The 25,854-nt window shown below is 53.1% G+C and carries 22 protein-coding genes and 1 tRNA gene; 12 read left to right on the top strand and 11 right to left on the bottom strand.

What is annotated here, in order from left to right:
• Positions 1–8 precede the first annotated feature (8 nt).
• On the top strand, positions 9–1,127 hold the full coding sequence (locus tag VB016_01565; GenBank protein ID MEA4977227.1) for a TIGR00303 family protein: 1,119 nt from the start codon (positions 9–11) through the stop codon (positions 1,125–1,127).
• On the opposite strand, the gene VB016_01560 is transcribed toward VB016_01565, so the two are convergent.
• Genes VB016_01560 through VB016_01540 form a run of 5 tightly spaced genes read right to left on the bottom strand, consistent with a single transcriptional unit; the run spans position 1,111 to position 6,370 of the window.
• The gene (locus VB016_01560) at positions 1,111–1,725 is read right to left on the bottom strand and encodes an NTP transferase domain-containing protein (protein ID MEA4977226.1); all 615 of its coding nucleotides are present in this window, start codon (positions 1,723–1,725) and stop codon (positions 1,111–1,113) included. The two genes, VB016_01565 and VB016_01560, sit on opposite strands and share 17 nt — an antisense overlap.
• Positions 1,722–3,095: an adenosylcobinamide-GDP ribazoletransferase gene (locus tag VB016_01555; GenBank protein ID MEA4977225.1), complete on the bottom strand. Its 1,374-nt coding sequence runs from the start codon at positions 3,093–3,095 to the stop codon at positions 1,722–1,724. Before VB016_01555 ends, VB016_01560 begins: the two co-directional genes overlap by 4 nt.
• Positions 3,092–4,249 (bottom strand): adenosylcobinamide amidohydrolase, encoded by a 1,158-nt coding sequence (locus tag VB016_01550; protein ID MEA4977224.1) that lies wholly within the window; start codon positions 4,247–4,249, stop codon positions 3,092–3,094. The genes VB016_01555 and VB016_01550 overlap by 4 nt, the downstream gene beginning before the upstream one ends.
• Complete coding sequence (gene cbiB / locus VB016_01545) at positions 4,225–5,247, bottom strand: adenosylcobinamide-phosphate synthase CbiB (protein ID MEA4977223.1); 1,023 nt, start codon at positions 5,245–5,247, stop codon at positions 4,225–4,227. The genes VB016_01550 and cbiB overlap by 25 nt, the downstream gene beginning before the upstream one ends.
• Before the next feature lie 4 nt (positions 5,248–5,251).
• Positions 5,252–6,370 (bottom strand): histidinol-phosphate transaminase, encoded by a 1,119-nt coding sequence (locus tag VB016_01540; GenBank protein ID MEA4977222.1) that lies wholly within the window; start codon positions 6,368–6,370, stop codon positions 5,252–5,254.
• Positions 6,371–6,488: 118 nt separating this feature from the next.
• Between VB016_01540 and VB016_01535 the strand changes: the two genes are divergently transcribed.
• From VB016_01535 to dcd, 4 genes are read left to right on the top strand one after another with little or no spacing between them, the layout of a single operon-like run.
• Complete coding sequence (locus VB016_01535) at positions 6,489–7,451, top strand: ABC transporter ATP-binding protein (GenBank protein ID MEA4977221.1); 963 nt, start codon at positions 6,489–6,491, stop codon at positions 7,449–7,451.
• A complete protein-coding gene (locus VB016_01530) occupies positions 7,451–8,245 on the top strand; it encodes an ABC transporter permease (protein MEA4977220.1) in 795 nt (264 codons plus the stop codon). The genes VB016_01535 and VB016_01530 overlap by 1 nt, the downstream gene beginning before the upstream one ends.
• 1 nt (position 8,246) lies before the next feature.
• On the top strand, positions 8,247–9,041 hold the full coding sequence (locus VB016_01525) for an ABC transporter permease (protein ID MEA4977219.1): 795 nt from the start codon (positions 8,247–8,249) through the stop codon (positions 9,039–9,041).
• 34 nt (positions 9,042–9,075) lie between these two features.
• Complete coding sequence (gene dcd / locus VB016_01520; GenBank protein MEA4977218.1) at positions 9,076–9,567, top strand: dCTP deaminase; 492 nt, start codon at positions 9,076–9,078, stop codon at positions 9,565–9,567.
• Here the strand turns inward: dcd and VB016_01515 are convergent.
• The 5 genes from VB016_01515 to VB016_01495 form a co-directional block, all read right to left on the bottom strand.
• The gene (locus VB016_01515; GenBank protein MEA4977217.1) at positions 9,564–10,565 is read right to left on the bottom strand and encodes a class I SAM-dependent methyltransferase family protein; all 1,002 of its coding nucleotides are present in this window, start codon (positions 10,563–10,565) and stop codon (positions 9,564–9,566) included. The two genes, dcd and VB016_01515, sit on opposite strands and share 4 nt — an antisense overlap.
• A gap of 5 nt (positions 10,566–10,570) precedes the next feature.
• Entirely contained in the window at positions 10,571–11,368 is a 798-nt protein-coding gene (gene dph5, locus VB016_01510) for a diphthine synthase (protein ID MEA4977216.1), read from the bottom strand.
• A gap of 341 nt (positions 11,369–11,709) precedes the next feature.
• Entirely contained in the window at positions 11,710–13,803 is a 2,094-nt protein-coding gene (locus tag VB016_01505; protein MEA4977215.1) for an acetate--CoA ligase family protein, read from the bottom strand.
• 259 nt (positions 13,804–14,062) lie between these two features.
• Positions 14,063–14,557, bottom strand: a complete 495-nt coding sequence (locus tag VB016_01500) for a ferritin (protein ID MEA4977214.1) — start codon at positions 14,555–14,557, stop codon at positions 14,063–14,065.
• A gap of 356 nt (positions 14,558–14,913) precedes the next feature.
• Positions 14,914–15,594: a M48 family metallopeptidase gene (locus tag VB016_01495; protein MEA4977213.1), complete on the bottom strand. Its 681-nt coding sequence runs from the start codon at positions 15,592–15,594 to the stop codon at positions 14,914–14,916.
• 144 nt (positions 15,595–15,738) lie between these two features.
• Between VB016_01495 and VB016_01490 the strand changes: the two genes are divergently transcribed.
• The 6 genes from VB016_01490 (at position 15,739) to truD (ending at position 21,599) form a co-directional block, all read left to right on the top strand.
• The gene (locus tag VB016_01490) at positions 15,739–16,122 is read left to right on the top strand and encodes a carboxymuconolactone decarboxylase family protein (GenBank protein ID MEA4977212.1); all 384 of its coding nucleotides are present in this window, start codon (positions 15,739–15,741) and stop codon (positions 16,120–16,122) included.
• 62 nt (positions 16,123–16,184) lie between these two features.
• A complete protein-coding gene (locus VB016_01485; GenBank protein ID MEA4977211.1) occupies positions 16,185–16,511 on the top strand; it encodes an iron-sulfur cluster assembly accessory protein in 327 nt (108 codons plus the stop codon).
• Between the two features lie 124 nt (positions 16,512–16,635).
• Positions 16,636–18,189, top strand: coding sequence for a helicase-related protein (locus VB016_01480; GenBank protein MEA4977210.1), 1,554 nt, complete (start codon positions 16,636–16,638; stop codon positions 18,187–18,189).
• A 34-nt stretch (positions 18,190–18,223) separates the two neighbouring features.
• Positions 18,224–19,987 (top strand): ATP-dependent DNA ligase, encoded by a 1,764-nt coding sequence (locus VB016_01475; GenBank protein ID MEA4977209.1) that lies wholly within the window; start codon positions 18,224–18,226, stop codon positions 19,985–19,987.
• A gap of 51 nt (positions 19,988–20,038) precedes the next feature.
• Positions 20,039–20,293 carry an RpoL/Rpb11 RNA polymerase subunit family protein gene (locus tag VB016_01470; protein MEA4977208.1) on the top strand — a complete coding sequence of 85 codons (255 nt, stop codon included), beginning with the start codon at positions 20,039–20,041 and terminating at the stop codon, positions 20,291–20,293.
• A 1-nt stretch (position 20,294) separates the two neighbouring features.
• Positions 20,295–21,599, top strand: coding sequence for a tRNA pseudouridine(13) synthase TruD (truD, locus tag VB016_01465; protein MEA4977207.1), 1,305 nt, complete (start codon positions 20,295–20,297; stop codon positions 21,597–21,599).
• On the opposite strand, the gene VB016_01460 is transcribed toward truD, so the two are convergent.
• Complete coding sequence (locus VB016_01460) at positions 21,571–25,296, bottom strand: tetratricopeptide repeat protein (GenBank protein ID MEA4977206.1); 3,726 nt, start codon at positions 25,294–25,296, stop codon at positions 21,571–21,573. The genes truD and VB016_01460 overlap by 29 nt on opposite strands.
• Positions 25,297–25,482: 186 nt before the next feature.
• Between VB016_01460 and VB016_01455 the strand changes: the two genes are divergently transcribed.
• Positions 25,483–25,555, top strand: a tRNA-Gly gene (locus VB016_01455).
• The last annotated feature ends 299 nt before the right edge of the window (positions 25,556–25,854 follow it).

Below are 25,854 nucleotides of genomic sequence, written 5' to 3'. Positions count from 1 at the left end.
GAGATCGAATGGCATACAACGGGGAGATTCCAGAGTCACTGAGCGTTTGGGGAAACAGAAAGATCGCTGACCAGCTATTGGGCGAGACATGGGGAAAACGAGGTGCGTTCACATGCACTGTCGCCAATACCATGACTTCCGTGCGACCGGGGATCTCCGATGCCGGAGATACACCCGAACTCACTTTGTTCACGCCTGCGGCGGACGCCGAGCTGCTTGTCAGCGGCAAAACGACCTGCATGAAAGGAATACCGATAAACCCCGGAGGGATACCCACTCCGGCGACCCTGACCAAAGCCGCTTTGGAACTGTCCGGGATGCCTTACTACATCGTTAACGGAGGAACCAAGATCACTCCTTACGTCCCGTATTTCGATATGGGAGGGGAATGCGGAAGAGATATCACGACCGGCGACTCCGTTTCTAACGTAAAAATCGAATTCGAAAAAGGAAAGATGCTCGGCGAGTCTCTCGCACGCGGTTATGATTACATCGTGGTCAGCGAAAGCTGCGCCGGAGGTACGACGACGGCCCTTGCTGTCCTCATGGCGATGGGCACCGTTAAGGAAAACCTGGTCAGCAGCAGCTCCCCAAATAATCCGAAGGAGCTGAAGACTAAAACGGTCATGCAGGGGCTCGACGCGGCCGGAATAAAGCCCGGCGAGCTGAAGGACGACCCTATGCGCGCCATCGAATGCGTCGGAGACCCTATGATGCCTGCCAACGTCGGAATGATCGTCGGCGCTACGCAAGCGGGAATCCCCGTCATAATCGGCGGAGGGACCCAGATGGCGGCAGTCATGGCGGCGGCGGTCGCCGTTGAACCTTCGGTACAGGGAAGAATATTCCAGGGAACCACGAGATGGCTCATGAACGACCCGAACTCCAGCATGGTGAAGCTCATGGGCTCCATTTCAGACAAGATTCCGATCGTTTACATAAACATGGATTACAATAAAAGCCCGTACGAGGGTCTTCAAGCCTATGAGTGGGGCTATATCAAGGAAGGAGTAGGATGCGGAGCGGCTTCCGTAGCGGCCGTGATCGGCAGCGAGGGAGAAATAACCTGCGACGACATCCTTGACAGGGTCCACAGCATTTACCGCGGAATCATGGGTATCCAATAAGCCATCTGGCCATCTGGAGCTCCTGCACAGTGTTGACGTTGACCGCCAAATCTATGCATGAGCACTTGCAGTAATACTCTTGCAGGTAATCGCCATCCAGCGTGCGCTGTCTGTCCATGATGTTTATGCCTGACATGACCCAGGTACTTCCATCCAAGGCGATAGTGTAGGAAGGTACTATTCCAAACCTGGTCACCACCTCTTCATCGACCACAGTTATCATGGACTGCATCTTCGGTTCGAAAGTCTCGGTAACGATGTCTATAGCCTTCGCAGAAAGAAGAGGTATGTCGCAAGGAGATGTGAGCACATACTTCGAAAACATGAGCTCCAGAGCCGTATGTATATCGTTCATGTAACTATCTCCGCTGGTCCTTACTGTCTCGATACCCATATCATTGAGGTATCGCTCGGTCTGCGGAGTATTGGAACTGACAGAAACAAGAATGGAGGAAATGTGTTTTGAGCCTTCCAGCGCCGATACTACGTGCATGACGGTGGGCTTTCCGCCCACCGCCAGCATCGGCTTCTCTATTCCGCCGTTCATCATCCGGGAGCCTTTGCCCCCGGCGTTGATGAGCGCCTCGAACTTCATCATACCCTCATGAGGATAGTAACGAATATGAGGAAGAATGCCAGCATCGTCGCCGAAACGATCGGGCGGGCTATCTCGTTGGTTGCTCCGAGAGTATCCCCGGTGGTGGCACCGAACGTATTGTCGGCAAACTGTGACATCATCTTGCCTACGCCCATCGAAACCAAAGCTCCTACGATGGATGCTATGAACATCGATACTGCGTAGAATCCGAGGCTCCAATCCATCAGATCGCCATTCCAGTAACTGGTATGTACTGCGTTCATGGCCCATATGGAGACCGTCGTTATTGCGATGCCTATGACCAATATAACTGCCGATACTACGGTCGATTTCAGCATGGTGTCGGTATTTGCGTTGGATACCTGTCTGGCTGCCATTCCTTCTCCGGCGGTCCCCGTGGATGCGGCGCTGACCATCGCGTTCTTGACCAATACCTCCGTCGCGGGGATTATGAAGAACAGCGCAAAGAAGAGATCGTCGTCCCAGTCGTTTGCGGCCGAATATATTGCCAGCGTCATCAATGTGACCACTAGCGCCAAACCTATGCCGCCTGCACCGACCCTCGTATCTTTCATCGCCGCAATGTGCTTATCCCTATCTCCGGAGGCCACTATACCGTCGCCGAAGTCTACCAGTCCGTCGAAGTGGAGGAACTTGCTACCCAGCAATACTGTTGCCAGAACGGTAATTCCGACCACCGGCCCCAGCGGGAAGTTTACGAAATAATTGAGCAGATACAGTATGAGCATCTCTATGAACAGTACCAGCCCATATACGGCGCCGATCGCCGGAATGAAATGGAAATTTTTCTCCATCGCGTCCATCTCGGCCTGTCCCACATCCTCTTTCTTGATTGTAAAGAAGGAAATCATGCCCTTGAAGGCCGCACTGAACGAACCGGAGGGGCCCGTGCTGAATTTCTGCTTCTTCTCTTTCTTCTTTTTAGGCTCTGCAACGGGGGCCGTCGCATCCTGAGTTTCAGAATGATAACCAGTGGATGGCTCGAATGTGCCAGACGAGCTTATCGCAGGTTCGGCTTCAGGTTCCGGCCCATAATTGGAAGAAGGTTCGATACCTCCCGAAGTCTTGGGTTCGGGTTCGGACCAGCTCCCTGAGGGCTCGATACCTCCCGAAGTCCTGGGTTCAGAATTTCCTTTGGGCTGATAGTACCAGACGGGTTCTTCCGCTTTCGCCTCGGGCATCGGGAGTTCCGACTGATAATCTTTCTCTTCATTCTGTCCCTCGGAGGGTCCTGTTTTTTCGCCGGCGTTCTCCTCATCCGATATGGCATTTGCCCTTGCCTTAGCGGCATCGGATGAAGACATCACCTTCAATTTGGGAATATCTTCTCTTCCTTCTTCGTCTGTCATTTTGGCGCCTCCTCACTGGACAACTGGGTGGCTATTGACACAGCAAAACCAGCGGCAAGGCCCGTCAAAGCCCCCCTGAGGAAGGGTCCCACCCCATCCATTGTCCGTAAATCGCATCTGTTAGATTGCCGTAATAGATTAATACCTATTTGCCCAGAGACTGCTTCGGCGATGTTTTCTGACAAGTCGCCGGCGATCCTTTCGACTTCTGCATTTGTAGGATAATCACTCACCTCGACTCCAAAGAGCAGACCTTTCTTTCCAAGGTTTTCTGCTGTTATGGCACATTGTATCAGCAACGAAAACCTTGCGTTGCTTTTGAGAGATTCCATCATATCGGAGAGTTTCTCCTTTCCTTCATCGTCGAGTTCCAATTCCATGGATATATTATGGATTATATCGCCTACGCCTACGCCCTCTTCGGCAAGCATATCCACATATGTTCCGTGGGAATCGTCCCCCCGGCGGATCAGTGCGGTCCTCACGCATTCCCTGACCGATCTTGCCATGGCTATTCCGATGGGCGTGCCGGTTCCGGCGTATCTCTCTCTTGGGCTTCCGATCGGGGAAACTATCGCTATAGCGTCCGAGGTCGTACCGGTCTCTCTGTATCCCAAAGAACCTAGGGCGGCGGTTTTCGCCTCGGTCATAGCTATCACAATGTTGACCTTTGCTGCCTGGGTCATAGGAATCGGGGATATTCCTATTATGTTTATCGTTCCTGCATGAAGGGCCTCCGACCTCTGACGAGATAGTTTAGAGCGCCTCTCCCAGTCTTCAAGCAGTTCTCCTGCGACTACCTGATTGCTCAGCCCGGCAGTTACGGCAGCGAAGGCCGAAGCCCCTGAAAATTCTGTCAGTTTGGTGTTGAAAACATAACGCACTTCTGCGGCCGTCATGAATCCCACCGCATCAGGAGGGAACCCCAGGCCTTTTCTTACAGATTCGGCGTGCCCGGCAGGGTCTTCGCAGTTGTAGTTTTTTGATACTTCCATGATGAAAAGGCAACTTGACAGCCTTTCCCCTCCGTTCAGGACGGCAGAGCTGAGGACCTCCATCTTGTCCTTGAGGCGAATAACCGCCACATCATAGCCGCCGTAGCTCAATATTTCGCAGTCTGGCACAGTGTTCACGATATTAGTTCCGCCATCCATTCTATGCCTCTTATTATCAGGTCCTCTGCGAACACCTGTACATGGATCCCGGCAAATATGTACAGCGGTACCGTCACGATCAAAAGAAAAAGAATAGACGAAAGTTCGATAAGCCGCAGGCATCTCCTAACGTCGTCCGTGGTAGGCAGCGGCTTTCCGGGATTCATGATATATACGTCTTTCTTTTCCATGCTTATCCCCAGCGCTGCCGAGGTCGAGGTCATGGGCCATCCGCTGTTGGGGCTGGGCGTCATCCCATGCTCCCGGCGGGCGGTCGGCACGCAATCGCGCCAGTTCATACCGAGAAGCATCGCCCCCAGAGCGATGAATATGATAGATGCTCTGGACGTCAGGAACCCCAGAACGTCATCTAACCTTGCGGGAAAATGACCGAGATCGCCATATTTTTCATTCTTGTAACCCCACATGGCATCCATTAGATTTGCGCACCTGAACATGAAGGCCCCGGGCATTCCGAGCAGACCTGCAAAGAACATGGGCGAACACACACTGTCCGCATAGTTCTCCGATACGGTCTCGCAACATGATGAGGCGATGTGTTCCGAATCCATCCCTTTGGTCTTGCGGCTGACGATCATCTGAACCTTTGAAGCCGCTTCCTCGGTCCTTCCCTCATCGAGGTCTTTGCGTATCGGGTCGCAGTGCCTCCTAAAAGAGAAAACCGCGAACGATATTTTGATAAGGAACGCCGTGGCGACGATCCATAATATCTCGCCGTACGGGTCTGGCACATATACGCGGAGCGATGCTGTGGCCAATACTGCGATTCCTCCGAAAATTATGAGTATAAATATGTATGAAAGGAATCCGAGAGTTACGGCCCATGCTCCTTTCCTTTTCTTAAGACGGCGGTCGATCCATCCAAGCACGTTGCCCATCCACCTCAGGGGATGGAATCTGTTCGGAAGCTCTCCTATGAAGCGGTCGATCAGTAATGCGAGAATAATAATTATCAGAGCGTCGGCCCATAGAAACATATTATCACCTTAGCGCCCTCACTGCGGATTCGGCCGCTGTGATGAAACGTTCGTTGCGCTGACGGTCCTTGACGCTGTATCTGACATACCCCTCAAAGAGGTTGCCGAAAGAAGAGCAGTCACGAAGAGATACGCCTTTTTTCTGCATGATTTGATTGACTTCGGAAGCTTTTACCCCCAAATGCTCTATGGATCTGAAATAAAAGAACGAATCCGATACGTTCCCGTCCGAAAAGCCGATCTCCGATAGCCTGCAATTCATTATTGAAGATTCTGCGGCCATCAGCTTCGCTGCCTTCTTCACGTAGTCCATCCTTTCGCCCATCAGGACCGTGGCAACGGTCTGCTCTACCTGTCCGACGTTCCATGTCATCCTCACTTTATCCATCTCTGCCACGGTATCTGAGGATGCGAACCCGAATCCGATGCGTATGCCGGGGATTGCAAAAGATTTTGTCAGTGAACCCGCGATCACCATATTTGGATATTTATCGACATATCGGACACATGATATGTCGTCATGGTTCGGAACCAGCTCCAGCAGCGTCTCGTCCAGGAATAGCATCGTCCCTTGGTCGAGGCATTCTTTTGCCACTTCCAATATCTTTTTCCTGGGCTCGATCCTGCCGGTAGGGTTGTTGGGGTTGCAAATATAAACGGCCTTGGCTGCCGGGATCATCTTGCCTAGGGACTCCCTGTCGATCCTGAAATCATTATCCGGTTCCAATGCCATGCGCCTTACGTCTGCACCGGCGATGCGGCACTGGTGGCTGTATTCGGCAAAGGAGGGGCTAGGTATGACTGCCGTTTCTCCTGGGGATATGAACGTATGGGGGAAGTTTCGGATTATGTCCGAGGAACCTGCCCCCACCGTTATGTTGTCGGCCCTGACGCCGTAGGCAACGGATATCGCATCCTTGAGGACTGAACAGGAATCATCTGGATAGTGGCCGATCTCTGTTGCCGCAGAGGCCATTATTTCGGCTATATCTTCCGGGGGACCGAAGGGATTGAGATTGTGGCTGAAATCTTCGATGCCCTTCAACTTCCAACCCTGTCCGCCGTGCACGGTTTTGGGAAGTACTGCCAATTCCTTACGGGCCGCCACTCCTGGATCGAACATCCTTTTGGTATCTCCAGTATCGGATATAATAATATGGATGGTCCATCCCTCCATACCGGCCGCCAGGTTGTTTGCAGAGGAGATAACAATTCATATTGGTATGCGACTACACTCGGCAATGAAAAATGTCATCGAAGTGAACGACCTTGTCAGGGAGTTCTCGACCCGAGGCCGACCCACAAAGTTAGCAGTGGGAGGTATTTCATTCGATGTCAAGCCTGGAGAGATCTTCGGCCTCCTGGGTCCGAACGGCGCCGGCAAGACGACCACGATAAAGATGCTTGCAACTCTGTTGATCCCGACATCGGGCAACGCGCGCGTCCTCGGCTATGATGTGACCGACGACCGCACCGTCATGCAACTGAGGAAACGTATTAACGTAGTATCCGGCGGCGACAGGGGACTCTACTATCGTTTATCGGCAAAACAGAACCTGGAGTTCTTTGCAGACCTCTATGGGATCCCGAAGCGCGAACAACCGGAGATGTGCCGTAGGCTCCTCGGATTGGTCGGCCTCTCGAATGCTGCCGACATCAAGGTCGAAGATTTCTCTCGGGGGATGAAGCAGCGGCTCCATATAGCCAGAGCCCTGGTTAACGATCCCGAGCTGCTTTTCATGGACGAGCCGACGATCGGCCTGGACCCCGAAATCTCCCGAAGCATAAGGTCGATGATAAGGGGCCTTTCGAAATCCGGCAAGACGATTATCCTCACTACACATTACATGTACGAGGTCGAGGAGCTGTGCGACCGCATGGTTATACTTTCTCATGGCAAAATAGTAGGTCAGGGAACGGTCGGAGAGATAAAAGACATGGTTTCGGACTCCTCGGTCATCCACATCGTTACAGACCGGGATCCTTCGGAGGCCCTTAAGACATTTAGCTCGGATCCGGATATCACCGTTGTCTCCAGCAGGACCGTGGGAGGCAGATATGATACGCGTTTCGCGTCCGTTTCGGGAAAAAGCGACCTTCGGGCGCATGAAGACGTATTCGGTCCGTTCGGGATCAGGCTCATAGGCCTGGACGAACCCACTCTCGAGGATGCGTACATCAGACTCACCGGCGGAGAAGAATAATGAGCATCAGGGCAGTATATGCGGGATTCAAACAGCAGGCGGTGCAGTTCTTCGCTGACCCTCAATGGATAATACCGAGCTTGGTCTCTCCGTTCCTTCTTGCCATGGTGATGATATTCCTTAGCTCCGGTGGCACCTCGATAGAGGGGCCCGTCGTACTGCAGGCTGTTTTGGGGGGCGGCGTGCTCGGCATGTGGGCCAACTCCTTGTTCTCTTCGAGTTCCAGTGTATCTTTCGACAGGATCAACGGGACCTTCGAGCCCATGTTGGGCTCCGGCACAAGAATAATCTATATTCTCGTAGGCAGGTCCCTCTGGAGCACCCTGATAGGTCTGCTGAACGCATTCGCTGTCTTCGCAATAGCAGAAGTGATGTTCGGTGCCGGAATGAACATCCATAATCCGATTTTATTCTTTTTGGCGCTCCTTATGACTATGCTGTCCCTGTCATCCGTGGGACTTCTGATATCGACGCTTTTCGTCCTTACGAGGAAGGGCGGGACGATATCCTCTGTCCTCGAGTATCCGATCTATGTGATGAGCGGCGCCCTGGTACCGATATCCATGCTGCCGGTATGGATGCAGCCGGTGTCCCTTACCCTGGCCCCTACATGGGGAGTGGATGCGATAAAATACTCCGCCCTGGCCGGATACGAAGGTATGCTGGGCATATCTTTCATTACCGATATCGTAATGTGTCTGGCACTTTCAGTTTTATTCATTATTGCGGCATATTTTGTAATGCTTTATGTAGAACGCAAGGTACTGAGGGACGGGACCGCGACGAGGTATTGACATGGGCGGCGCTTTAACCGTAATAGCCACATCTGCCAAGAGCGACTTCATATCGAAGTTCACGATCGTCCATCCGCTTACGAGACTTGTCGTGATAATGTGCATGAATCTTTTCAGCATGTATTTCTTTTTCCTGCTCGCATCCTACGTGGGCAATCCGAACGTCAGTCCCGAGTATGTGATCATCGGTAACGTAGTGCAGAGCGTGTCAACTTCCACGTTATATTCGGCGACCAACATCTCCGGGACCGAGAAGCATACCGGAACTTTAGAACCCATATTGTCTTCTCCTTCCCGGCTGTTCTTCGTTTTCTTCGGAAAGTCTATTTTCAGCATATCCACTGGATTCGTATCGGTCTCCGTATCGCTCCTATATGCCGCATTCTTGTTCGGTGTGGACTTCGGTTCGGCGAACATCGGTGCCATTGCCCTAGTATGCGTGCTGACCTGTCTTTCGCTGGCAGGAATGGGGCTCGCCATAGGGAGCATTGGCATATATCTAAGAACCTCGGCGATCCTGGCCAATCTTTTCGGGTACATCGGACTGCTGATATGCGGAGTCAATTTCCCCATATCGTACCTCCCGGAATGGCTTCAGATATTCTCCTACGGGATGCCCCTCACCTATGCCGTGGAGGCCACAAGGTCTGCTGTCGACGGGTCCGCTTTGACAATGATGGCAGAGCCTCTGCTCATGATGGTCTCACTCGGAATCGTCTATCTGATCGCGGCCTGGTTCATCTTCGGGTTCTTCGAGAGAATTTCTAGAAAAAGAGGCAGTCTGGACTCATTCTAACAGAGATTAATACTGCCTGTGCATTCCATGTATTATGACAGTGCTTTCGGACATCGACATCGCACACGGACTGAGCACAGGGTACCTCGGCATCAGCGACTTTTCTGAGAAGGGCCTTACTCCAAACGGCTACGACCTCAGGATTTCGGAGATTTCTGTCCGAGGTGACCCGGAAGTAAAAACACACGGCGTTGTGGCCATCCCGCCCAGGACCATGTTCTATGTGTCCACTTTAGAGAGGGTCCGCCTGCCGCCCGACCTTTGTGCGCAGCTTTGGCTGAGGACGACGTGGATAAGGAAGGGCATCATGGGCGCTTTCGGGAAGATAGACGCGGGATTCGAAGGAACCCTCACGCTCGGTGCATATAACGCTACCGACGATATAGTGGAACTCCCCATCGGAGAAAGATTCTGCCAGATGATATTCGAGAGCCTTTCTTCCAATTCCGGCAAAGACTACTCCAAGCGTAGCGGAAACTATCAGGGACAGACGGGCATCACCCTCGATCCGGTAAAGAAGAATTAATCCTTCACTATGTCGAATACATAGACGCTCATCGTAGGAGAGTAGGTCTTAAGCTCGGATATCCTCGCTATGTGAATGTCGTAGCCTGCCGATTTCATCCTATCCACAAGATCGGAAGCAAAAACATCCGCCTCGGCCCTCTCCAGTACACGGTGCATATGGACGACCGCGCCGTTCTTGGCCGCCTCCAGAGCGGAATCGAGAAACGCGTCGGACGATTGCGGTAAGTTCATTATTATACGGTCGGCCTTCGGCAGTCCTTTGACCGCTTCGCGTGCGTCGCCTATTATGGGAACGATGTTCTTCGCATGATTGTTCTCGATATTGATCTTCATGAACCTTTCGGCATCCGGATTCAGATCTATCGCGTAGATCACCTCCGGATGCGCCAGTTTTGAAATTACCAGCGGGAAGGGGGCCACGCCGGCGAACATATCGATTATCTTTTCCCCGCCTTTCACGGACAACGCTACCCTTGCCCTTTCGGTCGCCAGCCTGGGATTGAAATACACCAGGGATGGGTCGACCGTTATCCTGACCCCGAACTCCTTGTGTACTGTTTCGGATGTTCCGGTACCGGCTATCTTTTCAAGCTCCCTTACTCTGAACTCGCCCTTGACGCCGGAATCCATCATTACCGTGCGGAGACTGGGCGTCGCTTCCATCATCGCCTCCCCGATGCTTTCCTTATAAGGCACAAGCAGATCTGAGATCTTGATTATCGCCACATCGCCGATTATATCATAGGAGCTCGGGAGCTCCTCGTTGAGCCAGTCGGGAAAATCCAGTATCGTCTTGTAATCTGTAGAATGACTTTCAAGTACATCCGCCGCCGAATCGAACGCCTCGTATCCCTCGAAGGAATCGCACAGCACCGGTATGTTAAGGTACTCTCCGTCCCGGCTGATCTTGTGCTTGGCATCCAACAGCTCTGAATCGGCGAGGCGCTTCCTGATGTCTTCGCCGTCTCTTTTCGGGACCTTGATACATCTGGGCACGCCTTTCACTCTTCATCGATTATTTCTTCGGGAGCTCCGGCAAAATACACCAGCGCATACGCTTCCATAAAATGCAGATCGCCGGGCAGCACCAGCGTGAACAGGGGCGAACCCAAGTCCATGCTTAGCAGGTCCCGAGGATATCCTGCGGTGATCTTCTCTTCCGGCGAGCCAACTTTGGAGGCCACGCACAGGAGCGTCTTATCGCCTATCAGTCCTTCGCCCCACTGCGCCTCTCCGGCCATCAGCCACTCTATGGCCTCGCGGGCGGTCATGTACCTGCCCTCCGACTCCCGTATATCCAGCAATATCATGGTGTGAAGTCCGCGCTTCTTGTTCTCCATTATGTTGTCGTACGGGGATTTGGGGCGGTAGTTCATCTCATAGAGGGGGAGCGTCACTGTGCGGCCGAACTTGTAAGGCTGTAGTCCCAGCGACGCGGGGCATGCGGTGAATATGGAAACGCCGTGAAATATGCGCACGGGTATTCCTGCCTCCTTCGCCTGTATCCTGAGGTCGACGTGCGTCGTTGCAAGCATCGTGTCCCCGGCGGTTACGAAACCGACCCTCATCTTCTTTGCATCTTCGATTATGCTGTCATCCTCTTCCACCTGCGAGCGATATAGAACATCGATGTGTCTGCCTACGACCTTCTCCAGATCCTCTGTTTTGGCACCTATTAGTGTCGACGTGTAGAATTCGGCGTATATCTTATCGCACTCTCTCAGAGCGGCCAATGCTTTCACGGTCATCCCGTCCGTGCCGCTCATGCCGAGTCCCACGAATACAAGTTCGGAAGTCATCCGACCTGCATTACGCTTGTCCGATTAAACTGTTCCTAGAAGGAATGTTTCCCGATAAATACAAAAATAAAGTTTTTTTAGAGCGGTCATGCATCGTTCAGCGTTTCTATTTTTATATTGCTGTTGATGTTCGCAATTAATTTCTGAGCCTGAGATAGGAAATTAGAATCGCGGCTTACCACAAGTGCCCCATACATTCGCACTTAGTAGGCATGCTTGATTAAAAATATCTTGCTAAGGCCTCCCATCTGCCCTCCGGCGTCTGACAGATGAACCTCGGAGACTGTATATCACTGAAAAAAAAAATAGTAAGCTCCCCGGCTCGCGCCGGGGAATTTGTTTCAGTTCAGGGTGCAGAGGGCGTCGACGGCCCAGCAGCCCTTGCCCTTCTTTCCTACGATGACCGGGTTTATCTCCAGCTCGTGGATCTCAGGGTTCTCGAGGGCTATGAGGGCGATCCTTCTGACCGCATCCTTTATGGCCTCGATGTCCGACGGCTCCGTGCCTCTGGCACCGGACAGGAGCCTGTATGCCTTGGTGGACGTGATCATTTTGTCCATCTGCTCCTCCGTCATTGTCGCATGGGCCTGGGATATCTCGCCCATTATCTCGACGAATATGCCTCCGAGGCCGAACGATACGACGGGGCCGAACTGGGCATCGCGTATCATGGACAGGATGACCTCCTCTCCGGAGACCATCTGCTGGATAGATACGCCGTCCAATCTGGCTTCGGGTTTGGCCTTCTTGCATGATGCCATGATCTTTTCGTATGCCGCCTTAGCCTCCGCATCGTTCTTCACGCCTACGACCACTCCTCCGACATCGGTCTTGTGGGCGATGTCCGGGGACAATATCTTCATGACGACGGGATATCCCATCTTGGAGCTCTCCTTGGCCGCATCTTCCGCGTTCTTGACCAGAGCCTCTCCGGGAATTGGTACCCCGTATGCCTTGAAGATCTGCTTGCCTTCGGCTTCGGTGAGAGCTTTCCTTCCTTCCTTCTCGGCCTTCGCCAAAATATCCTTCACCGCTTTCCTTCCGCCCGATACCTTGGGCATCTTGAGCGGGGTTCCTACCGCTTCCTTGCGTAGCGTGTATCCCCTCAGTATGGAGAGGGCGCGCACGGCCCTGTCGGGAGTGGGGAACGTGGGAATAAGCCCGTCCCTGAGTATGTCCAGCGCCTTTTCGCACTTGAATCCACCTGCGAAACAGACTGTCGTGGGCACGGGTATGTCGTCCCTCATTTCAACGAGCATTTCGGCTATCGCCTCAAGGTCTGCAAAGTCCAGGGGCGATCCCATGATTACCAGCCCGCCTACGCTGGGGTCCTTGATGACCGTCTCTATTGCGTGCTTGAAGTATTCGGGCTTGGCGTCTCCCCTCACATCGATGGGGTTCGTGAGCCCTGCGATCGTCGGCACTTTTTCTACCAGCTCCTTGAGAGTCGCCTCTGTCAGTTTGGCCGCCTCGATGTTAGGTGCATCGAACGTCGCGTCCGCGGACATGACGCCGAGGCCTCCTGCGTTGGTGATAATCGCTATTCCGTTCTTCTTCATCTCGCTGCATGTGCTGAAGACGCTGAGCGCATCGAAGAACTCGTCCGCGTCCATAGCCCTATAGACATTTAACTTTTCGAATATGACATCATACACGGAATCGGCCCCGGCAAGGGAGCCTGTATGGGAAGATGCCGCTGCGGAACCTGCGGCGGTCCTTCCGGACTTGAAGGCCACGATGGGTTTCTTGGTCTTCGTGTTCTGCATTGCCTCCATTAGTTCCTTTCCGTTGTCGACACCCTCGATGTACATTCCGATAACCTTGGTGTCCCTGTCCTCGGAGAGGATCGGGATCATGTCGGCCTCGCTCATATCGCACTTGTTCCCATATGTGATAAACTTGCTGAACCCTATCTTCTGGCCGATAGCCCAATCGATTATCGATGAGCCGAACGCCCCGGACTGCGACATGACGGAGACATTACCGATCCTGGGCAGAAGGTGTGCGAAGGTCGTGTTGACCTTTCCCTTGGGATTCATTATGCCGAAGCTGTTCGGACCGAAGATCCTGACGCCGTACTTCTTGGCGGTCACCTTGATCTCCTCTTCGAGTTTCTCGCCCTCGGGTCCCGCCTCTTTGAAACCTGCCGTAAGGATGCTTACGTACTTGCTACCGGATTTTCCAACTTTTTCGATCTCTTCGCTCACAAAGGGTGCTTTGACCGCTATAACGGCAAGATCGACGGGTTTTCCGATTTCGTCAAAGGATTTGTACGCCTTCACGCCCTGTATCAACCCGCCCTTCGGGTTCACGGGGTACAGTTCGCCGTCGAACTTTGCACCTATCATGTTTTTCAACAGCATTCCGCCAAGCTTTGTCTCGTCGGTAGAAGCGCCTATGATGGCCACCGACTTGGGACTGAGAAAGTCGCTCATAAGGGGGGAGTAAAATATTGTTCGCTATAAACCTTACTGTATTTTTTATTTCGGCGTACGATTTACAGTATTATATATTCGGAAATCGTAGAAAAAGTGCTCATTTTCTGCAAAAACAGGTAATTTTACGTCAATTGTAGTAATTTTTGGGGTACAACGGCATTTAACGCAATGAAGATACGGCAAAAAATGTATATGCGCCCTGCCAGCACGGGCAGGGGGCATTAAGGCGTTTGGTTGCCCGTCCGGGCCTTGATATTCACTCGTCTTCTCTCTTTCCGAGATGGTGGTCGATTGCGAAGATCGCGCTAACGTCCTTCCCTGCCCCCTCGAACATGTCGATAATATTGCGGGTGTTCTCTTCTTCCTCGACCTGCTCGTCTATGAACCATTTGAGGAACGATGCCGACGCGTGGTCAGCCTCTTTGACCGCCAGTTCGTAGATCCTGTCGATAGAAGCTGAAACTTTCATCTCGTGCTCGTAAGCGGCTTTGGCGACATCCAAAGGCGTCGTCGGGACTTTACCGGGGGCGTTTATGGTCGCAAGGGTCGGCTCCTGTCCTCTCCTCTTCAAAAAGTCCATGAACTTTTCGGCGTGCTCCATTTCTTCCTTGTACTGGACGAACAGCCAGTTCGCATAGCCTCTATATCCCTTCCCGTCCATTTCGTTAGACATCCCCAGATACAGGAACGCGGAATAGTATTCCATGTTAATCTGGTCATTTATGGCTTTAACTACTTTTTCAGAAATCATGCTCATACTCCTCGGCGTTTTCGCCTGACGATGTATTGTGTGGGGCGTATATAACATAATCAAAACATGGGGCCCCGGTGGAATTCTTTATAAATAACGGGCACTGTAGCGACCTTACCGGACCGGCGAAGGGGCGTGATATGTGATCGCCATGTGCACGGACCGGCTAACAGCGGCCCTGTACTAAATTTGGGAACTTGCGGGAGATGCGATGTGTCATCGTTGCGATGACCGGAAGACAACGCAGGGTCCGATACATACCCCCGGCGTAAGTCAGTGCTTCGAGGCCGGCGTCATCGCCGGACCATGAAAAGGCGTGTTAGCGCCCGGGGGACACCCGCCCCCGGGAGTTCTTCTTATAGATACATACACAACCTCCTAAGCCAGTCTTCGGCTTCCTTCTGTCTCGGATATTTGGATTCCAGCTCTGCGAACTCGCTCCCGTGCTTTTCGGAGGACGGGTCAAAGCCGATCAAGATGTGGCAGAGCTCGTGGTACATCACATAGTCCGCAACAAAATCCGGGATCTCCGAATTGTCCAGTGCAGAAGATACTGCTACCACCTTCATGAGCACCGAGCAGTATCCGACCTTCCGCACGTTGGGCTCTTTCGTCCATGACATGAAGATCTCCGGGTCGTTCTCCACAAGGCCGGCATCGATCAGCCTCTGATAACAGGCGTCCAGGTTTCTGTGCTCGCCCTGTCCGGACCTTGAGAGGTTCCTGCTTCTTCTCAAGAATATCGGTTGCTTGTACTTCGAAAAGTCCGGGGACGTCACCCATTTGCACATCTCCTCCGAAAAGTCAGGGTCCCCTTTTCCGCATATCCTTGCGAAAAGCGTCGATGCCAACCCCTCGAGGACCTCGGAGGGCGCATCGGCCATGTAATCAGATACCTTGAAATCCGCCCATTTGTAAGAGCGCTGCCAGCGTACCTTGAACTCCTTGAACGGGGTAAATTCCGCGTTCACTGTCTCATATCCGTGCTCCTTCCCAACTTTCCTGAACATCTCCCGAAGCCCTTCGTCGTTTTCCATACCTGTTTTCTCCTTTGGCCCCTTTCATCGGGGCGTGCAGAAAAATTGTTGGATGACGAAATATAACAGAAAAAGTACAGTTAGTTTATCTGGCTCTCCGCTTCCTGCGACAGCTATTTTTACAACCATGTTCTACAAAAGTACATGGAAGAAGATCCCAAACAGAGGGAGATAACAGATAAGATATTAGCGGCGATAAAGAAACAGTACGGCTCTATACCTCTAATCAATCAGGTCCTTTCCGAACGTCCAGACCTTTTCGTGCCCGTGGCTAACCTGGGGAGATCCGCCCTGGAAGGCCGAGGGGTCATGGAAAAGAAGACCAGGTTCCTGTGCGCCGTTTCCGCCGCATCGGCCGAGGGCGCCGAATACTGCATCAAGGTGCAGGCCGAGCACGCCATACAGGCGGGCGCTACCAGGGACGAGATATTGGAGGCCATGCTTATCGGCTCATATATGGCACTCACCAGATCGCAGTCTTACGCTTTAAGGGAGTTCGCGAAGCTGTTCGATGTCAATATAGAGTGAGTAACAATCGTTAAGTACTATGATTGAATTATATACCTCGATAAGATTCAAGGAGCGATCAAATGGTAAAAATAACCCCAGAAGCTGAAAAGTTCATAGTTGATCTTATGGACAAAAACAACAAGACGGGCTATGGCATCAAGATCTACCTCGCCGGTTTCGCTTGCTCCGGACCTCAGTTCGGAATGTCCTTCCAGGAGAAGGAAGCGGAGGGCGACATCGTAGACACCTCGGCCGAAGCTTTCAAGATGTACTACGACAACGAGACCGCAGATCCCCTGAAGGAATGCGTCATCGAGTTTATCGATGACCCGAACTTCGGGACCGGGCTCACCATCCGCGACCCCAATGCAAGCGGATGCTCGTCCTGCGGCGGCAGCTGCCACTAAACCCCAAGGGGCGTTCAACGCCCCGCCCCCTTATTTTAGGAAGGCGTGCAGAATATTGTTGCATACCACTTTCGGACACCTCCCTGTTATCCTTTTATCCTGACCCATCTTATTCTGTGACAGAATGAAATATCTCTCCCATCCCAGGATAGCCGCCGGAAAAATAGAGGAAAGAGAGTACCAGATAACTATGGCGAAAGGCTGTCTGGGCGCAAACACGTTGATAGTCCTGCCCACCGGCCTAGGAAAGACCATCGTGGCGCTGTATGTTGCGGCGTGCGTACTGGAGCGCGGGGAAAAGGTTCTGATGGTCGCGCCCACAAAACCTCTGACGGACCAGCACGGGGCATTCTTCGAAGAGAACCTGGTCGGGACCAAGGTCGGAATCGTTAACGGCAACACGAAGCCGGATGTTCGGACCGCCATGATGAAAGAATGCGACCTGATGGTCTCGACCCCGCAGACCATAGCCAACGACCTGGAGAACGGCAGGTATGACCTTGGGGACTTCGGCCTCATCATCTACGACGAGGCCCACAGAGGAACGGGAAACTATGCTTACGTCACTGTGGCAAAGCACTGCGGCGAACGAATACTTTCGATGGGTATGACCGCCTCCCCGAGCGGAGATCTGAACAGAATAGCGGAGATCTGCAGAAATCTGGAACTTACCCGTATCGATATCCGCAGCGATGAAGATCCCGATGTTTCGCCTTATGTTTTCGACACATATGTGAAAAGAATAGAGGTAAGCATGCCGAAGGACCTTGTCAGCATCATATCTCTTCTGCAGGGCATGCTGGACCATTACATAATCGAGCTTACGCACCTCGGTCTTTTCGACCCGAACTGGCCTCCTTCTACCAAACACCTCCTGGTCGTGGGCGAGACCCTCCAGAGGAGGCTCGCACGCGGGGAAAAGACGGCGGTCGTGTTCAGAGGACTGACCGTACAGGCGATATGCCTCAAGCTTCTCCATGCCGTGAGCCTTGCCGAGACCCAGGGCATGAGCGCGCTGCGTGCATATCTGCTTAAGATAGACAGCGAAGCGAAAAAAGCAAGTGCCAGCAAGGGAACAAAAGAGCTTATCGAACTAAAAGAGTTCAAAGATATGGCACATATCGCCGTAACGTCGCCTGTCGAGCACCCTAAGATCTCAAGGGTCATGAGCATCGTGAGCCAGGTGCTTAATTCTTCCGAGGGGTCGAAGATCATTGTTTTCTCCCAGTATCGCGACACCTGCGACATGCTCATCGAAAAACTTTCCACTATTCCGGGGGCGAGGGTGGGAAAGCTCATCGGACAATCACGGGGCGGTTTGAAACAGAAGGAGCAGATGAATGTGCTCAGCGACTTCCATTCGGGAGTTTTCAACGTAGTTGTGTCCACATCCGTAGGCGAAGAGGGGCTGGACGTGGCCAGCACCAACGCGGTGATATTCTACGAGCCGGTGCCTTCGGAAATACGGACGATCCAGAGGAGGGGGCGCACGGGAAGGAGCGGCGACGGAGAAGTATATGTTCTGGTCGCACGCGGAACCGTCGACGAGGTGTTCGAGAGGTCGAGCAAAAAGAAGGAGGAGCTCATGCGCACACGGCTCGAGGGGCTCAGCAGGACGCTTAAAGAACACGTGCCTCCGAATAACGATCGGGGGCAGACCCGTCTTGTCGATTTTTGAAAACGATTAATAGTTTCTCCGATATGAAGGTGATATGCTTTTCTCGGAGCTCGCCGGAACGTTCGACCGAATAGAGGCCGAGCCGAGCCGTCTTGAAATGACATCGATACTGGCCGGGTTCCTGAAGAATGTAGATTCCGATGATATCCCCTATGTGGTGTATCTTTCCCAAGGGAAGCTGCACCCTGACTTCCACCCGATGGTGCTGGGCATGTCCGATAAACTTGTCATCAAAGCGATTGCGGCGACCGTCGGTATGAAGGAGTCGAAGATAGTCGACATGGTGGTCAAGGAGGGGGACCCTGGTACAGCGGCCGAGAAACTGGTGAAGGATAAAAAACAGATGACCCTGTTCTCAGACCCCCTCACCCTGGACAGGGTCGTCAAAAGTCTGACTGCGATAGAGAACGCGGAAGGAAGGGATTCCCAGGATAAAAAAACAAAGATCCTGTCCAATATGCTTCATGATTCCAATCCGATAGAGGCCAGATACCTTTGCAGGATAGTAACCGGCAGGATGAGGGTCGGCGCGGGGACCATGACTATCCTGGATGCTCTGGCGGAAGCGTTCGCCAGCAAGGAGGACAGGCCCGAGATAGAGAGGGCATTCAACATAACTTGCGATCTGGGCCTTGTAGCCAAAACCATAGATAAGGGCGGAATGGATGCCGTACGGAAGATCGAAGTAAGCGTAGGCAGCCCTTTGAAGGTCATGCTTGCGGAGAGATTGCGCTCGATCCCCGAGGTTGTTGAAAGGCTCGGCGGAAAATGCGCGATGGAATACAAGTACGACGGCATCAGAGTACAAGCGCACATAACGAAGGATTCGGTGAAGCTGTACTCCAGAAGGCTGGAGGACCTTACGCCTAACTTCCCGGACGTAGCGCTTTCTCTTAGAGAGCGCTGCAAAATCGATGAGGCCATAGTCGAGGGGGAATGCGTCGCCGTCGACACCCAAACGGGGAACATGCTGCCATTCCAGGAGGTCACCCACCGCAGGAAGAAACATGGCATTTCCGACGCCGTAAAGGATTATCCGGTCCGTATGTTCATGTTCGACATGCTATACGCCGACGGAAAGGACATGACCTCCGAAACGTACCTCGAGAGGCGCTCGTCGATCGAATCGAATTTCAAAATTTCCGATAATATCCAGATGACCGCGATGAAGATAATATCTTCCCCCGAGGAGGGACAGAAGTTCTTCGATGAGGCCGTTACGGCAAGATGCGAGGGGATAATGGCCAAATCCATCTCCGAAGATTCCGTTTACAGGGCCGGGTCCAGAGGATTCCTGTGGATAAAATACAAGAAAGATTACCAGCAGGCTTTGGTAGATTCCTTCGATCTTGCCGTGGTAGGTGCTTTCTACGGGATGGGCAAGAGAGCGGGAAAGTACGGGGCGCTGCTCATGGCCGCCTACGACCAGGACGCCGACCGGTTCGGCACTGCCTGCAAACTTGGCACGGGGTTCGACGACGAGTTCCTGGAAAAGCTGCCCAAGATGCTTGAACCTTACATCAGCCAGGATAGGCCCCCGTCTGTGGACGCGCAGATGATACCGGACGTCTGGTTCGACCCGTACATGGTCCTTGAGGTCACAGGCGCAGAGATAAGCATAAGCCCCATACACACGGCGGCCGTAGGTTACGCCAAGGACGATTCCGGACTTGGAATAAGGTTCCCCCGTTTCACGGGAAGGGTGCGTGACGACAAAGACCCGACCGAATGCACGACGTATTCGGAGCTCGCAGACATATATGCTCTGCAAGAGCATGATTCGAACGGATTGGTTTAACTGCGTTTCGGGCACACAAAGTTTAAGATATGAGTGAAGGTTGGGGAGCGCATGAAGACCTATGTTGCCGAGAAGACCGAAGATTCAGTCACCATCGGACTCAAAGAAGCAGACATGACACTTTTACAGCCACTCATGAATGCCCTGTACGACAACAAGGATGTTCTCATCGTGAGGTATGAGGAGCAGCACCCGGACCTGGATGACGCGAAGCTTTTTGTAAAGGTCAGAAAGGGCGATGCTCTGGCAGCCGTGAAGAAGGCGGCGGACAACGTCGCCGGATACTTCTCGGAGATCGTTTCTTAAGATGAGCTACAGGCCCTGTAATACCGACGAGACGAAAATCGGTATGCTCTACTATCTGAGCGGCGCCGAAGGAACAGGGGGCCGCATTAAGGTCCTCCCGGAAGATTTCCTTGTAACGGAGATATCCCAGGGTCCGCCGGAAGACCCGAATGGAAAATTTACCATCGCAAAGGTCACAAGCACCAATTGGGAGACCAACCGCATGGTACGCCTCCTATCGAGAAGCCTGGGCATTTCACGCGAGAAAATAGGTTTCGCGGGAACGAAAGACAAACGTGCCATCACATCACAGCTTATGTCCTTCGAATGCTCCCCCGACAGGCTAGAGACCATTGGCCTGAAAGACCTTGAAATATCAGATGTATACAGGTCCAAACGTCCTATGAAGATCGGCGACCTTATAGGAAACCGTTTCTCGATAAGGGTCAAAGATTCCCAGATGCCGATAGAAGATATACCTGGCACATTGGACAGCGTGATATCTGACGTCCGCGCGGCCGGAGGTTTTCCCAATTATTTCGGAGTTCAGCGGTTCGGGGTCGTCCGACCGGTCACCCACCTTGTGGGGGAGCAACTTGTTCGCGGCAACATCGAGAGCGCGGTGAGAACCTATCTGGCGGCGCCTTCTGAGTTTGAGAATGAGGAAGTTTCACTTGCAAGGGAAGAGCTGGCACATCGTGATGACTGGAATTCGCTCATAAAAATCATGCCCGAATCAATGGGATTCGAGAAGTCCATGGTCGGACACCTTATAGAGGCACCAGGCGACTGGGTTGGTGCGATCGGGATTCTGCCGAACAACCTGCAAATGATGCTTGTCCACGCTTATCAGTCATATCTTTTCAACATGATGCTCAGCAAAAGAATGGGAAAGGGGTTGCCTCTCAACCTACCGGTTACCGGCGATGTCGTCATCCCTATTTCGGCTGAAGGCACGCCGGATCACGATCATCCCGTATGTGCCACACCGAAAAATCTAGACCTTGTGGCCGCACAGGTTAGGTCCAGGCGGGCCTTCGTTTCAATAACATTGTTTGGAAGCGACAGCGTTACGCAGGACGGAGAGATGGGAGAGATCGAATCTTCCGTACTGGAAGAAGAAAAACTCAAAGCTTCGGATTTTATAGTACCCGGACTTCCCAGATGCAGTTCCAGAGGCAGCAGGCGCGAGATACTGTGTCCCATAGAAGACATAGGATATTCCATGGGCCAGGACTATTACGATGCAGAGTTCTCGCTCCCCAAGGGCAACTATGCAACAACGCTTATGCGCGAGTTCATGAAGTCCCAGATGATGAATTACTGAGCAACTTAACTGCTCTGGCACTATATACTCCGAGTTCGTGCTCCTTCATTATGTCGAAAACTGACATGTCGGTTGCAGTTTTCGAAGCCAGGTTCTTAACATCGTCGGACAGCATCTCGATGCTCATCTTTCCGTTAATGGCTGAATAAATGTATGAAACCAGGATCTTTGCCTCGTCCGCGTCTTTGGCACCTCCGGCCACGAACGCGCAAGGTATGGTGATGATGGGATCGGTATCTATGTCTGTAAGGGCCGCCCTTATCACTGCGCTGTGAGAAAGCTCCTCCATCCTGAAGAACTCCGGTGTTCCAGGAATGATCTCTCCGTAATCGGTTATATCTGACAGATATGACATCACGGCCTCGGACGTCGCCTGGTCGAGTTCCAGCATGTTTTCTATGCCCGGATCGTCCAGTGAGCGCTTGCTTACGTACGCCCTGCGCAACAGTCTCTCCGCATATCTTTTGACAGAGTCAGGAGCCATTTCCTCATCTCCTTCCGTGTCTGACTTGGTCGCGGCCCTCTGGGACAGGACCGTGGCCTCCTGGGAACGGCCGCTCCTTGAAAGTATGTCGGACATCTCCTCCAGGAGCTTCGGGTCCGGGTTACTGGTCCTGAGAAGCCTCTTGTACATCTCCAGCACACCGGGCTGGTTGCGGCGCTCGGAGAATATCCTTGCCTTGGTAACAAGCGCCTCGGAATTGTCGGGCTCCTCAGAGAGCACGGTATCGACGACCTTGTCGGCATCTTTTATGTCTCCGTTCATATAATGTGCCGATGCAAGACGGTTGCGTGCGGTGTTATCGGAGCCGCATTTCGATACTGCTATCGAATAATCGGATATTGCGCCCTCTACGTCGCCGATCTTGGACCTTAGGTCCCCGTGTTTGATGTATACGGTGCAGTTTCCGCCGTCCGCATACTTCATTACGTTCTGATAGGCTGCGAGCGCGCCGGGTATGTCGCCGAGCGAAGACCTTAGGTCCCCGTCCTTTTCCCAGAGGACCGGGTCTTCCTGCGATATCCTAAGGCCTTCGGCCACTACGGCCTCAGCACCTCTGACGTCACCGTCGGCGGAATACACCTCCGACCTGAAAAGGACATATTCCGTATTTCCGGGCTCCAGTTCCAGAGCGCGGTCCGCCATCCTCGCCGCGCCTCTCAGATCGCCGGTGGAATAAAGCGAGTTAGCGATGTCGAAAAGCGCCTTGTCGTCATCGGAATCATCGACCTCCTCTGCCTCTGGTTTTTCTTCCGCAGCGCTGGCTACAGGTTCCTTTGCAACCTTCGCAACGGCTTCGGCCTCTTCTTCGAGCTCGGCGAATATCTTTTCGGCGGAGACCTTATCGCCGTTGGAGAGGAACGCATGGGCTAAGTCGTTCTTGACGGCACGGTTCTTCGGGTCTTTTTCGAGTATGCGGTAGCATGTCGCAATTAGCTCCGGATAGTTGCCCATGGACGTGAGAATGATTTTTCTGGACAGCAACAGAGGAATCGACGACTGGTCCTTGGCGAGCTTGGAATTTATGAATGAAAGGGCACCGCTGCGGTTTCCCAGTTTCATCATGCAGTCCGCCGCATCGGTTATCGCATATGTATCCTTGGGGTCGATGATGGATATGTCCGAACATACGCCGATGGCCTCTTCGTACATCCCGGCGTGCATGCATATTTCCTTCTTTACAACATAGATATCTTTGTCCCAGACATCTACCATGATCGCCATATCGATAAAGTAGAGAGCTTCCTTGTACTTTCCCGCGCGGGCAAATATCATTCCCTTTTTCACAAGTGCATATGCGCTTTCCGGATTCAGCTCTATGGCGCGGTTCAGCGATTCGATCGCCCCGTGAAGGTCTCCCTTCTTCTCCTGCACAGAGGCTTTGGACATCCAGAACTCCGGTTCGTCCAGGTCCATAAGCACCGCACGGTTGTAGGCTTCCTCGGCCGAGTCCAGGTCTCCGGCGGCCTCATCGGCCATGCCTTTGGAGTGCCAAATTACCGGCGAGAACGGATCCGCAGCGGCGGCGGCGGCGAACGAGACGGATGCTTTCAGGTATTCCCCGAGGGAATATTCGGCATTGCCCCTGAGCCTGCGGACCAGCGCTATGCTGCCATATTCCGCATCCATCTCCTCGCACAAAAGGGCGGCCTCTTTGTACATGCCGTCCCTGATAAGGGATTCCACTACAGTGATAAAATTCTCCGGCCTGCGGTCGGCCCTGATCGCCTTGCGATATGACGAGAGGGAGCCTTCGGTATCGCCCATCGCCATCATAACCTCCGACGAATCCAGCATTATGTCGGCATTCTCGGGGTCCAGCTTGAGTATCCTCTCGCACATCTCCAGAGATGCGCGGTTATTCCCCTGCGCGGCGTATATGTCCTTGATCAACACCATGATGCTTGTGTCGGACGGGGAAAGTTTGAGCGCCGCCTGAGCCTCCTTCATGGCCTTTTCCGACCTACTCATAGAGAAGAGTACTTTTGCGCGCTGAAGGCGGGCGTCCGGGTCCTTGGGGTCCGATTTGACGGCTGCCGTCGCGGCGTCCAGGGCCCCGGGGTAGTCTCCTTTGACCGCGTCGTTCTTGGACTTGAGAATATTGGCCTTTGTATTCTCGGGATAATTCATCAGGATCTTTCTGACCACTGGCTCCGCATGAGCGTTCATGGAGCCGGAGACGAGCCGCTCGGCGCAGATGAGGTATGCGTCGAGGTCCGCCCTCTCGGTGTCCAGAAAATCGAGCATACATTGGGCGGCGTCGTCTCTGCGGCCCATCTTGGTGTATACGTCGGTAAGGCCCTCCATCACCATTGGAGAATGCGGGTCGGACGCCTCGGCGTCCCTGTATAAAGAAAGCGCCTTGTCGATCTTTCCGCCGTTCAGGCACACCCGGGCGGCCTCGCATGTGATATGAGTGCAGCCTTGTTTCACGAGACCGTCATATAGGACCTCGGCCGAAAACCAATCCTTTTCGTCCGCGGCCATCCGGGCGGCAGCGAGCATGTAATCGGAATACTTAGCGCTGTACTCTTTCGAGCCTACCAGCGCATCGGTCGCGGCATCGCGAGCGCCGCCGAACCAGTCCGAATAGATGTGATATAATCTCCGCTGGGGGGTATCTTCCTCTTCGGCCCCGCATGCCACGGTGGACCTTCCCGCGTAAAGCAGCTCTATATTTCTATAGAACATCCACCCGCCGGCCGGGTCGGCCTCCTCCAGAAGTTTATAGATGCGCTGATCGAGGGGGTCGCTGCACCTGCCGTGCAACAGGACCTTCTTCGCCGACGGCTTATCCCCCCTGTCCAACAGCAACCGTGCGTGGACGCTGCTCCTGAGAGGTATATCCAGCCCGTCACGGACTGTTTCGAACATCTCGGCGGCCATCTCGGAATCGCCCATCCTCTGATAGAGGACCGCCGCCTCCAGCGCCGGGGCGCAGTCTGTAGAGCGACGCTTTGCTACCATATCCGGCAGGATGGACGCGAGGCGTCCGCTGCCCCCATCGAAGAGGGTGTCCATGAGCCTGACAAGTACCGCGGAATTCACGGAGCCTTTGGAGGCTAGCACCTCATTGGCGACCGCTTCGGCCGCGTCGCCTTTCTTCCCGAGTGCAAACTTAGCAGACCCAGACCCCGAAAGCCTTCTCCACATCGCTAAATCGGAGGAACTCTGGAATACCGGCCCTGAACCCATCGGAATGGTATGAAGGATTCAGTAAATAAAAGTAGGCAGAGGAGAAGAATACGAAGCCTGACCGCTATTCCGGCTGGCTCTTTGCCGCGTGTCCGGTGCCCGCGGACCGGGGACGATGAACGAGGCCTAAAACGGACGGACCTTACATCATGATTATATACCAGTGAAAAATTAAGGGAACCTGGTGCAGCTGTAATCTAGCTGGTTAGGATTCGAGCCTTCCAAGCTCGTCGCCCGGGTTCGAATCCCGGCGGCTGCACTTATTTTCCTATATCTGGACACTTTTGACGGTGCAACCTTCTCTTTTTGAGTGCATCATATGCCGCATATCGGATGAATATTGAAAACTAGAACCAAAGCCGGGCGGTGGCAGATATAAATGGCGAACCGGTCGACTCTTTTTTCGGTGCTTTATCTTCGATTCCGTATCGTCCGCGGGACATCGTTCCTTTTCTTCCTTTGTCTGATAGGCAACTCAGGTCGCTCCCTTGCGGTTCCCATTCGAGAGTAAAGCCCCTTCTGAAGAAATAGAGCATAGCAAAAAGAGAGATGAACGAG

This window comes from Methanomassiliicoccaceae archaeon, from assembly GCA_034928305.1.
GTDB lineage: Archaea > Thermoplasmatota > Thermoplasmata > Methanomassiliicoccales > Methanomethylophilaceae > VadinCA11.
This window is presented reverse-complemented; position numbering and strand designations above follow the sequence as displayed.